The sequence below is a fragment of the Methylophilaceae bacterium genome, assembly GCA_018398995.1.
Classification (GTDB): Bacteria; Pseudomonadota; Gammaproteobacteria; order Burkholderiales; family Methylophilaceae.
Window position 1 is genome coordinate 897,777 of sequence record CP073759.1, and the last position, 12,014, is coordinate 909,790.

The 12,014-nt window shown below is 40.1% G+C and carries 12 protein-coding genes; 5 read left to right on the forward strand and 7 right to left on the reverse strand.

Annotated features, from left to right (window positions below; all coding sequences use genetic code 11):
- Window positions 1–25: 25 nt before the first annotated feature.
- The 4 genes from KFB94_04675 to KFB94_04690 all read left to right on the forward strand — a co-directional run bounded on the left by KFB94_04675 (window position 26) and on the right by KFB94_04690 (window position 4,452).
- Window positions 26–1,195, forward strand: a complete 1,170-nt coding sequence (locus KFB94_04675; GenBank protein QVL46391.1) for a nucleotide sugar dehydrogenase — start codon at window positions 26–28, stop codon at window positions 1,193–1,195.
- The gene (gene msbA / locus KFB94_04680; protein ID QVL46392.1) at window positions 1,188–2,951 is read left to right on the forward strand and encodes a lipid A export permease/ATP-binding protein MsbA; all 1,764 of its coding nucleotides are present in this window, start codon (window positions 1,188–1,190) and stop codon (window positions 2,949–2,951) included. Before KFB94_04675 ends, msbA begins: the two co-directional genes overlap by 8 nt.
- On the forward strand, window positions 2,948–4,183 hold the full coding sequence (locus KFB94_04685; GenBank protein QVL46393.1) for an O-antigen ligase family protein: 1,236 nt from the start codon (window positions 2,948–2,950) through the stop codon (window positions 4,181–4,183). Before msbA ends, KFB94_04685 begins: the two co-directional genes overlap by 4 nt.
- 77 nt (window positions 4,184–4,260) lie before the next feature.
- Window positions 4,261–4,452 (forward strand): hypothetical protein, encoded by a 192-nt coding sequence (locus tag KFB94_04690; GenBank protein ID QVL46394.1) that lies wholly within the window; start codon window positions 4,261–4,263, stop codon window positions 4,450–4,452.
- Window positions 4,453–4,508: 56 nt separating this feature from the next.
- Here the strand turns inward: KFB94_04690 and KFB94_04695 are convergent, their stop codons facing one another.
- From KFB94_04695 to KFB94_04720, 6 genes are all read right to left on the reverse strand, one after another.
- On the reverse strand, window positions 4,509–5,423 hold the full coding sequence (locus KFB94_04695) for a glycosyltransferase family 9 protein (GenBank protein ID QVL46395.1): 915 nt from the start codon (window positions 5,421–5,423) through the stop codon (window positions 4,509–4,511).
- Window positions 5,416–6,423, reverse strand: coding sequence for a glycosyltransferase family 4 protein (locus KFB94_04700; protein QVL46396.1), 1,008 nt, complete (start codon window positions 6,421–6,423; stop codon window positions 5,416–5,418). Before KFB94_04700 ends, KFB94_04695 begins: the two co-directional genes overlap by 8 nt.
- A 2-nt stretch (window positions 6,424–6,425) precedes the next feature.
- Complete coding sequence (locus tag KFB94_04705; protein QVL46397.1) at window positions 6,426–7,550, reverse strand: glycosyltransferase family 4 protein; 1,125 nt, start codon at window positions 7,548–7,550, stop codon at window positions 6,426–6,428.
- Window positions 7,551–7,594: 44 nt separating this feature from the next.
- Window positions 7,595–8,593, reverse strand: coding sequence for a mitochondrial fission ELM1 family protein (locus KFB94_04710; protein ID QVL46571.1), 999 nt, complete (start codon window positions 8,591–8,593; stop codon window positions 7,595–7,597).
- Window positions 8,594–9,015: 422 nt separating this feature from the next.
- Window positions 9,016–9,660 (reverse strand): response regulator transcription factor, encoded by a 645-nt coding sequence (locus tag KFB94_04715; protein QVL46398.1) that lies wholly within the window; start codon window positions 9,658–9,660, stop codon window positions 9,016–9,018.
- A 19-nt stretch (window positions 9,661–9,679) separates the two neighbouring features.
- Window positions 9,680–11,023, reverse strand: coding sequence for a sensor histidine kinase (locus KFB94_04720; protein ID QVL46399.1), 1,344 nt, complete (start codon window positions 11,021–11,023; stop codon window positions 9,680–9,682).
- A 122-nt stretch (window positions 11,024–11,145) separates the two neighbouring features.
- On the opposite strand from KFB94_04720, the gene KFB94_04725 reads away from it, so the two are divergent.
- Window positions 11,146–11,394 carry a hypothetical protein gene (locus KFB94_04725; GenBank protein QVL46400.1) on the forward strand — a complete coding sequence of 83 codons (249 nt, stop codon included), beginning with the start codon at window positions 11,146–11,148 and terminating at the stop codon, window positions 11,392–11,394.
- Window positions 11,395–11,397: 3 nt separating this feature from the next.
- Here the strand turns inward: KFB94_04725 and KFB94_04730 are convergent, their stop codons facing one another.
- On the reverse strand, window positions 11,398–11,931 hold the full coding sequence (locus KFB94_04730) for a PepSY domain-containing protein (protein QVL46401.1): 534 nt from the start codon (window positions 11,929–11,931) through the stop codon (window positions 11,398–11,400).
- Window positions 11,932–12,014 lie beyond the last annotated feature (83 nt).

Sequence of the window (12,014 nt, forward strand, 5' to 3'; positions counted from 1 at the left end):
CGCTTTTACAAATGAGCAAGAGTCAATGAAAATTGCTATCGCAGGCATTGGCTATGTAGGCTTAGCCAATGCAGTTTTATTAGCGCAACATAATGAGGTGGTTGCATTCGATATTTCGCAATCACGTGTGGATGCATTAAATAATAAAATCTCGCCTATTCCCGACCAAGACATTGCGCATTTCTTGCAACATCAATCGCTCAATCTCACGGCAACGCTTGATAAAAAACAAGCTTACACAGGCGCAGATTTTGTAATCGTCTCTACACCAACAGACTATGATCCAGAAACAGGTTACTTTGATACATCATCAGTCGATAGTGTGATTCAAGATGTGTTATCCATTCATATAAACGCTGTCATTATTATTAAATCAACCTTACCTGTTGGCTATACCAAGCAACTCAAGCAACGATTTAATTGCAACAATATTATTTTCTCACCTGAATTTTTACGTGAAGGTAAAGCACTTTTCGATAACTTACATCCTTCTCGCATTGTGGTTGGCGAGCGCTCTGCACGGGCAGAAACCTTTGCCAATTTATTAAAGCAAGGTGCGATTAAAGCCGAGATTGAAACTGTATTTACCGATGCCACAGAAGCGGAAGCGATTAAGCTATTTGCCAATACCTATTTGGCAATGCGAGTGGCTTACTTTAATGAGCTCGATACCTATGCGGCCACCCATGGTTTAAATACCGAGCAAATCATTAACGGCGTTTGCTTAGATCCGCGTATTGGCTTTCATTACAATAACCCGTCATTTGGCTATGGTGGATACTGCTTACCAAAAGACACGCAACAACTATTGGCAAATTATCGGGATGTGCCACAAAACCTAATTCATGCCATTGTAGAATCCAACACCACTCGCAAAGACTTTATTGCGAACGAGATTATTCGTATGAAACCAAAAGTGGTGGGCATTCATCGCTTAATCATGAAAAGTGGCTCTGACAATTTCCGTGCATCTTCCATTCAAGGCATCATGAAACGCATTAAAGCAAAAGGGATAGAAGTCATTATCTATGAGCCCATGCACCATGAAGCAAGCTTTTTTCGCTCTCGTATTGTGAATGATTTAACCCAATTTAAACAGGAAGCCGACATCATTGTTGCCAATCGCTTATCACCTGAAATCGCAGATGTAAAATCAAAAGTCTATAGCCGCGATTTATTTGGACACGATGCCTAGTAAACCTATTTGTCGCATGCAAGCCAAAGAAAAAACACCTATATTAAGCGCCAATGTACTGTATAGACGCATGCTTGATTATGTCAAACCACATTGGTTTATCTTTGGCATTAGCATCCTTGCGTTAATCACCTTATCAGCAACCAATACAGGATTTTTAGCCACTATTAAAACCATTACAGATGATGGCTTTGTCAACACACAGCAAGACAACCATGCGCTATTGCCACTATTGCTTATTAGTCTGTTGTCGTTACGTGCAATATCTGGCTTTATCTCTACTTATACAATGCGATGGGTAGGTAGAAAAGTGATTGAACAAATACGGTTGGATGCTTTTTTAAAGCTAATGACATTACCAGTAAGCTTCTTTGATGCAAATGCTGTCGGTAGCATTACATCTAAATTCACCTTTGATAGCGAACAAATGTATAACGCGGTGACCAAGGTGACAGTAAGCATGGTGCGCGATAGCCTCACCATCGTTGGCATGGTGGCTTATATGCTCTATCTAGATTGGCGACTGACCTTAATATTTACTTTGATTGCGCCATTGATGGTGTTCTTTTTGAAGAAAATGACACCTAAATTAAAATTTGCCAGCACGTCAGTTCAACAATCGATGGGCGATATGACCCAAGTGATTGAAGAAGCCGCCAGCGGTCAACGTATGGTGAAAATATTTGGCGGTGAACACTATGAATATGAGCGCTTTGCAGCGATAACCAAAGAAAACCGCCAGATGATGACACGCTTAGGCAAAGTGTCTGGACTCAATAGCATGGTCATCGAGCTACTCGCGGCTTTTGCTTTAGGCCTCGTTGTTTATTATGCCGTTGGTCGCTTTAGCGCTGGTGAGTTTGCCGCTTTTATTGGCGCATTATTGATGCTGATTGCACCGATTAAAAGTTTAACTTCTCTAAATACAGATATTCAGATTGGGTTAGCTGCAGCCCAAAGTATTTTTGGTCTTATTGATACGCCAGCGCAAATCGATGAAGGTAAACAAGATATTGGTAAAACCAAGGGAGCAATTAGCATTAAGCGTGTGAGTTTGCAGTATGAAAATGCTAAACGTCCTGCCTTGAGCAATATTGATTTAACCATTAAACCTGGTGAAAAAATTGCTTTAGTTGGCCGCTCTGGTGGCGGCAAAACAACCTTGGTTAATGTATTACCCAGATTTTATGAATTGCAACAAGGCACTGCCATGATTGATGGTTTGGATATTCGAACCATGTCACTAAAAAATTTACGCGAACAATTTAGCATGGTCAGCCAAGAGATCGTTTTATTTAACGATACCATATTCAATAATATTGCATACGGCGCACTACGTCATGTCAATGAATCACAAGTCATTGAAGCAGCTAAAGCAGCACATGCTTGGGATTTTATTCAACAATTACCTAACGGCTTATATAATGAAATTGGCGATCGCGGCGTACGCCTTTCTGGCGGGCAACGTCAGCGCATTGCTATTGCGCGTGCAATCCTCAAAGATGCGCCTATTCTATTATTAGATGAAGCAACGTCAGCTTTAGATACTGAATCTGAGCAACATGTGCAGGCAGCACTGGATGTTTTAATGCACAACAGAACGACCATTGTGATTGCACATCGGCTATCGACCATTGAAAATGCAGACCGTATTTTGGTGATGGAACAAGGCAAAATCATTGAAAGTGGATGCCATCACGATTTATTAAAAATCAATGGCAGCTATGCCAAACTTTACCAAACCCAATTAGCATGATGCAAACAACCATTTCTATATTTAGTTCTTTCATGGGCTATTTGCCTTGGATACTCCCACTTTTGTTACTATTTTCTAGAGCTGGAGCTGATATCACAGTGCTTTGTATCGGTGTAGCCTTTCTATTCAAAAGCTATCAGTCTAAGGATTGGGAATGGACAAAACAAACGTGGTTCAAGCTGAATCTTCTATTTTGGTTGTATTTATTATGCATCAATGCACCGCTTAGTATCGACTCTGCTGATAGCTTCATGCATGCCATTTTATATTTAAGATGGCCACTATTTGCCGCTGCACTTGCTTATTGGTTACTGAATAATCAGAAGTTTCAACAGCACTTTCTTATCGCGCTCATGGTTATCTGCGCATTTATATTATTAGACACCAGTTTGCAATATATCACTGGCACGGATTTATTTGGTCACACCAAACCGAGTCCAACTCGACTCACTGGCCCATACAGCAGGCCGATTCCCGGCATTATGATGTTGCGAGTTTTATTTATTGTGTTATTAATAACAGTCGTCAGTCCATTATTCAGAGCAGCAACACGGCGCATTTTTGTCACGCTGTCGGTGTTATGCATTGGTTTATTGTTTATGTTTATTACTGGTGAGCGCATGGCATTACTTTTATTCTTTACAGGAAGTATTGTCGTTCTTGTTGGCTTGGTATTAGACCAAAAAATGCATAAAACAAAAGTGTTATCAGGCTTCGCTTTTATTTTAGCTTTTTTCGCGTTCACCATTTCATTTAATCCTGAGATGGCGGAGCGGTCGATTTATAGCACTGTCAGCAAACTCATACAGTTTATGGATTCTGACTATGGCCTTGTTTTTCGAGCTGCAATAGCCGCTTGGCAAGAAAATCCGATATTTGGTAGCGGCTTCCATACCTATCGATCTGCTTGTGAACAGTTAGGACTATTACCACTGTGGGGAATACCGTGCTCACACCCGCACAATCTTTATCTACAAATTGGCGCAGAAACAGGTGTGATTGGACTACTACTTTTTATTAGCATAGTAGTGAGTATTTACTTTAGTGCACTTTCACAACCTATTAAGACTAAACAATGGTTTATCTCATGTTTAAGCTTCACTATTCTCAGCGTCAGCTTTTGGCCACTCATTGGTGGCATCAGCATTTTGAATAATGGGGTCGCCGCATTAGTTTGGCTAGGGGTTGGCTGGGCGCTTTCCGTATCAACTACCAAGATATCGAAACCATAATGTCCATTTGACAACTCTCTAACAAAATTTCATTAATTTAAAATATCGCTTTTTCCCTTATTACTAAATTCAGATAAATGAAAATGATCGATGATGCGCAAAACATGCGCTTTCTAGGTGGCATTCACGAACGATTAAAACAATGGAAACTGAGCCTAATTGATTTGAATCATATCGCCAATGGCAAAATTACACGAAGGCGAAAGGAAATGCTAAAACGCAGTCATACAATAGAAGCTTCTTGGTGGGTTGTGCAGGCAGACAATTAAGAAGAAAGCACTCAAAAAACGCATGTAAATCAACATCCGTCTTTTATTGAATTGGATTATTTTATGTTAGATGCTTTAAATCGCTGAAGCACCTCTGCAACCGTTAAATTTGCCAAGTCATCCACTTCTATCACTTCAAACTTGCGGCGACCAATTTCAGCTCTCGTAGCAGATGTGCTAGGTCCGAAAATAGCCAAGCCTGCTTTATTTAAATAAGAGGCAATATGACTAGGCCCTGTGTCGTTACCAATCACATACAGCGCCGTGTTTAACACACCAGCTAACTGAAACCAATTAAGTCCTTGTAAAACATGTCCTGGCATTTGCTTGGCTAATGTAGATTCATCAGGCCCTAATACCACGACTACTTGATAATTTTTGTTTATTAATGCTGTAGCTAACTCTTCATAATAAGGCCAGCGTTTTTCCAAGTGTTGTGCCGACGAACCAGGAATTAACACGATATATTCACCTGCTACAATGTCTCGCTCATTGAGTAGCACACTCATATCGTCTGCCAGCCATGTCAATACTGATTGGTGGGCATGAGGTGTTGCAATACCCACGTCATTTAATAAGTCAATCAAACCAATTAGCCCAGAAGATGGTTCATCTGCTTCCGCACGACGGCCTATCCACTTAGTTTGAGCGAACCAAAATTGTTGATACATACGTGAGCGCTCAGAGTTTTGCAAATCAATCACTAGGTCAAATTGCTTTTTGTGCAATTTCTTTTTTAGTTTAATCTGTTGATCGACACGCCAAATTGGCGCTCTATTATCAGCAATAAGCTGGTCAATGGCAGGACACCGCTGCATGAGCGAACAATAAGCTGGCGCTGTTAATAAGGTAATCTCGTGATTAGGATAGTGTTGTTTGATATCAATGATTAATCCAATCGACTGCATCAAATCACCCAAAGCGCCGTGTTTAATGATTAATAATTGCTGGATATTCTTCACTTCAATCACACATGCGTTGATAACAATTAATCGTTTCTTGCGTCATATAGCTAAGCGTCATTTTCTGCTGTGCCAGCATTTGCGGGGCTTGCATCAACGATGTCCATTGCTTAGGGTTCTGCAACAGCATTTCTAGTCGTTGACGTAACATTACAACATCGCCAACTGTTACAATTAAATCGCGTGGCAATACCTCATTTGCTACAGGTACATCAGTTGATAATATATTGACGCCACACATGAGTGCTTCGTTAAATACATAAGAAAAGCCTTCACGCCTAGAAGAGATAATCACAGCATCAACACCACGCATGATTGCAGTTGGATTATCATAATGTCCAATCAAGCGCACGACAGTATTTGGATGCAGTAAAGCAATCTTTGCCTCTAACATTTGACGCTCTGGCCCTTGACCTACAATCAGTAAACTCACTGCTAAACCATCAATCGCATCTAGCAATAAATCAAATCCTTTTGCGTAGACTAAACGACCAACTGCACAAATAACTGGCTTATTATCTGGTAACTGATAGTGTTTCTTCACATCAATGGTCGCTGTTTTTGGAACATCAATACCGTTATAAATCACTTCAGCACCGGCATGATTAATGAGGCTTGCTAAATAGCGGCTCACGCAAATGACATGTTTAAATCGCTTAAATAATGCAAGACGGCTCTTTATATTGTGTAAAGTAACCACCTTTGGTGTTTTGATAAACCATTGAAGCATTGCCAGCATTGCGGTCGCTTTATTTGCCTGTGCATGAATCACATCAAATGGATAACGTCGTAAACAACGATATAGCTGATAAAGCAAATAAGGATTATATCGACTTAAGCGCATGTTAAGGGCAACACGCTCTACTTCTGGCGTTAAGGTGTTGATGAATACAGGATCGCCAATTACCAGTACGCGATGACCTTGTGTCACTAAAGACTGACTTAACTCTCGCACATGCTTTTCCAAACCACCATTGCCTTGACTAGCAATGATTTGACCAATAAACATGATTAATCTGCTCCTCGTTGACCTGCTTGAGCAAGCTCTTGATAGACATCCATCGTTTTCTGCAGCATAGTATCTAAACTAAAAGCTTGATTCTTGGCAACATCTGGTGGCTGATCTAACCAGCGTAAAGTCAGTGTCGCAGCCTCTGCAACATTACCAACATCAATCTGTCCTTCAGGCAATAATGTAGCTAACTGCTCTTGCACACCACCATGAGCATAGCCAATCACTGGCACCCCTAAACTCAACGCTTCTATCGTCGTTCGCCCAAACGCTTCTGGCTCTAACGATAGTGAATAAACAATGCTAGAAATTGCCATAATTTCACGCAAATCATCACGATGCCCAACGAATGTAACATTCTCACACACGCCAAGACTTTGCGCTTTTTTCTGTAATTTTTTGAGAAAATTGGTTTTGCCTTTTTTAGTTTCCCCTACAATCAATGCATGCACATTTGCTTTATGCTTTTTTAATTGCGCCACCAGATGAATAAAATCTTCTTGACCTTTCCATTTGGTCACCCGCGCAGGTAATACTAATAATTTTTTATCTTTTGTCTGAGGGAAGGTTTGATACCAATCTTTTAACCAAGATTGCTTAGGCTGGTAACCAAAAGGAAAATGTTTGTCATCTACACCACGATAAATCAATCTTAATTTCTCTGGCTTCGTATGATATTGACTGACCACATACTCGCGAATCATTTCAGAAATCACAATCACCCGCTCACCTTTAGTCATCACTTGACTATAAGCACTAACGGAGTATGGACCATGAACTGTCGTCACAAAAGCAGGTCGCGTTTTAGAGTCCATTTCTTTCCATGCAAGATAAGCAATCCAAGCGGGGAAGCGTGAGCGTACATGCACAATATCAACTTTTTCTTTTTCTAAAAACTGACGTAATTGACGTACTAGCTTAAGCGTCAATAGTGATTTTTTGCCAATAGGCCAAGCAATATGTTCGCTACCTTCTTTTTGTAGCTGATGAACCATACGGCCACCAGCTGAAATCACAATCGATCGGCAACCATTTGCAGACAAGTGAGCGCCTACTTCTAACGTGCCGCGTTCCACACCACCAGAGTCTAATGCAGGTAGTATCTGCACTACTGTTAACTGCATATTAAACCCATCTTAATGATTTTGTTAAACAAGTAAGTATCGTGTTAAATTTCAAATGCTGCATCAAACACAGGTTGATTAACTCTGCTTGATTGCATCCAAGAATGAAGAATCCATTGACTACACCGTTCAGCTTCCATAAAACCAACTACCACTTTTAGTTTTTGCTGGTAGGTTTGCAAAAAATCAAATCGAGCAACCATGCCTTGGTTAATTAAATTCTGCACACCCCGGCTAACTCGGCTTTTTCGCTTCACTGGCATATTCAATAAACCAACCATCACTTGCGCTGTTAGCGCTTCATAAACCATTGAAACTGAATCTTCTGTCACCCATGCAAATGCACTTTTAGATAACTGCTTCGCCACCCAACCTTTTTCCGTTTCTTCATGCGGCACCACTGTTAAATTACGAAAGTGAATTCTCTTAACTGCAGATATGAATGCCTTTGGCGTCCGACGCGAAGTTGTTAAGGTATAATGAATGTGTGTATTATGATTAAGTAATTCATACACTTGGGCGATTAACTTTAAGGTGTCCCAATGGCAATGCTTAGAGGGACCTCCAATCATAATCAATGCTTGATTAACTGCATGCTCACCCTCTGGCTGAATCGGATTAAGCACGCCTCTCGTCTGCAGATACTCGCCGCTGCCTTGATATCGATCATGCTCTGGAATCAAACATAAGTCGAATAGCCGAACAGGCAAAGTCGGCTGCATCAATACAATTGTTTTACCGCCGTATGCACGCTTTGCCGCAAGTAGATGTAAATGGGTTGAATGTCCTGCACCGATAATTAGATCAGGCAATGGCAAGCCTGCACCCAAAACCCAAGTGGAAGAAAGCCAGCAAGCAATGGCTTCAAAACCATTACTCACTTTAATATCAAAGGTTTGGCAATCGGCCTGTTTTGATAGGGCTTTCACCAAGCCTAACGATTGACTTTCATGCCCTGCTTTTCCATCCACTAATCGCCAAATAGTTAACTGGCTACCGTTGTTTAATTGAGTTATTTGCTTCAATCTACTCACCTCACCTATTTTAAAAAGCCTTATTAAATGAGCTTGTAATTTAAAATAGTTTTGTGACAACAGTTTTTCAAAGAAGTAATTTTTACTAGTTAATAAGCATGTTCTTGGTAAATTTGTCGGCCGATATTAGCTTAAGTAACTTAATTTGAAATTAAACATGCATCCATTAGAATGCTATTGAAGAGTTATTATTTTAATTTTTAACGCAAACCACTTTTGATTAATTTACATTATCAGTAGAACACCGTAAAAAAATAGCCACCATTGTTTTATTAAAATTTCACAATGGTGGCTATTTAAATAGCAGTCACATGCAAGTAACGAAATTTCAGTATAATGACGACTTTTATTTTAAGCTTGTTCTTTTGTCCTGAAAACATCGGGATTTTTTCCCGTACCCCATATAACGTGACCTCTACAACACAAGGATACTAGCCATCAATAATGCCATGTCGAATAGCAATACGTACCATTTCTATTGGGCTATTTGCGCCAAGCTTTTGTTTAATCATCGTATAGTAATTTGATACTGTTTTTTGACTAATCTTCAATCTTTCACCTACCACCTCAACACTAACACCCTCTGTTAGCAATCTAAATACCTCAAACTCCCTCGCAGAGAGCATTTTCAGCGGATTATCATCTCCGCCCATGCTTTCAAGAGCAATTTTTTGGGCAACCTCTGGGCTAAGATAACTTCTACCCTTGGTTACTTCATGTATCGCTTGCAATAAATCGCTGTCGGCACCTGTTTTTGTTACGTAGGCTTTTACACCTGCTTTTAGCACTTGGGCAGCAAACGTCGCATTATCATGCATTGAAAAGACAACAATTTTCACCGTTGGGTAGCGCCCTAAAATGCGTCTAGCGGTCTCCAAACCTCCCATCCCTGGCATAGACAAATCCATGACAATTACATCAACTTGATGGTTATTCAACAATTGATATGCTGTTTCACCGTTGTCAGCCTCCCACGCCACTTCTAGTCCGGCTTGATTTTCCATTAAGCGTTTTAATCCTGCGCGAACAACCGCGTGATCATCGACCAACATAATTTTTGTTTTTTCAATCTTCATTTTGTCTCTATCATTTCACTTATGCCAATAGCGGCAACCGAACGACTAAGCGTGTTCCAGCACCAATCGCACTATCTAATTCAAACTCTCCGCCAAGGCCCTCAACGCGCTCGCGCATGCCAAGCAAACCATAGCCATCCGTTTTGCTTGCACAATCAAAACCTTTTCCATCATCCTCTACCATTAATACTAGGGTACTGTCTTCCTGCAGAATACTGATATATATTTTTTTAGCCTCGGCATATCGCGCGATATTCGTCAGGCTCTCTTGTACAATCCTATAAGCAGTAATTGAAATCGTTTCTGAAAACCCATTCAAATGACCAGAAATATTTAAAGTACAAACCGTATCACCAAACTTAGCTTGCCATCTAGAAACCAGATCATCTAATGCCATTTTGAGACCCAATTTATCAATGGCATCCGGTCGTAAACGGTCTAAGATTTGGTGCGTAATGCCCATCATATTTTTGGAAACACCCAATATTGCTTGCGCGCTTAACCTCAAGTTACCTATTGAGGTTTGATTAATCTCTTGAATATTTAAGATCGCTAGTGCATCCACATGAATTGCCGTGATACTCTGCCCAATCTCATCATGCAAATCCCTAGCGAGGCTCTTTCGCTCTACTTCTTCTAAGTTAATAATTTGTCTTGATAACCCGAGATTGCGTTTAATACTTAATTCAAGCTTTTCTGCCATCCCATTAAATTTTTGACCTATACTTGCCAATTCTGGCAAATCAAAGCCAGATAATCGCGTCTCGAGCTTGCCATTTTCTAAGTCAGTTAACGCAGTTAAAATACGATTCACTGGTTTTAATGCCTTATCAATTGCAAAATAAACCAACAAATTAACTGAAATAAAAAAGATAAATACCAATGCCAGCAAATCTTTGGTGTCATCCCATATTTCTTCAATTTCATAAGAAGGATCTGGCGTAATGACTAGCTTTCCTACCGGCCTTCCCCCAAATATAACGGTACGCACACTATTCTTTAATGGCGACATATTGGTCATCAGCTGAACAAACCATTCAGGTGGGACGAACTGATTGTCGGATGTTTTATCGACCTGATTGCTATCAAGCAATTGACCTTGCATATTAAAAAATGCAATCCGCAAATGTCGAATATGATGCAAACTAGCCAATTGAAACGGCAGCGCACTATGCCCACCTATAGGCTTGTCAGAAAAAGCGAGTATTTCTCTATCTAATAAATGCAAGGTCAAGTTTGCAGTAGACTCGATTTCAACCCTGACATTCTCACGTGCATTCATTAACATAAAATATGCACCGATGCACAACACAATCAATAACAAACACGTAATCATCATGTTGAGCCTAAGCTTTAAACTCATTTTATTTAATTTCATGTTGTTACGAGCGTCATCATATTATTTAGTTTAACACCGAGCAGAAACAGTTGAATCGATGATTAAGACATGCGTTAACTTGGGCGAATATACCTGATTCAACTGAATTGATTAAAACAAGCGCTATTGTAGTAGCAACCTATGTGCCAACAGTAAAATATTGCCTTAAGCTACTGATTTTAAGTCAAACTGAGTATCACAATTTGATTGATATGGTTAATTTAAACCAACATGGTGGTGGTTTAACCAATTTTAATCGCACAATCCATCTATCGCTTGGTTATGTCGCCAAGTGTATAGGCGACGGCTATAAAAAAGCCCTCCTAAGAGGGCTTTGTATCGAGCAATATTATTAACAACTATTCTTCACCAATTTGGTAACCTTCATAGCTCACTTCAACAATTTTACCTGTGGTCGCATCTACTTCCACTTTCACTTCATCGTTGTCTTTTTGTAAAATATCGATTTCATAAGAGGCTTTTCCATCTGACTCAAGCTCGTATTCAACCTCAACCACTCTGCCTGGGTAAGCTGCTAAAGCAGTGGCTCTAGCTTGCTCTTCTGAGAACTTTGCTTGTGATGCAAATCGTGGGTCATCTACCGCTACCTCTTCTTCTGTCTCGGTGATTGCGCCAGTCTTCACATCACACTCGACTTCCCAAGCTTTACCATCAGCTGTTTGAATATCGAACTCGTAAACTGCTGTTTTTTCTTCCATTTTGTATTCAAGCTTTACAATTTCACCATCATATTTGCCTAGCGCCTTCTCTACGCATTTACCTAAACTATCGTATGGTAACGCCTTAAATGCACCCTGATCACTGTCAGCAAATGCGCTATTTGAAGTTAAAGCAAGTGCCAATAAACCCGCACCTAAAGATAAACGTAACATTACAATCTCCATTAATAAAAAACAAAAAATTCTGCACGCTCATTATGGTTAAACATGCACAAAACCTCAATAGGTTATTGATT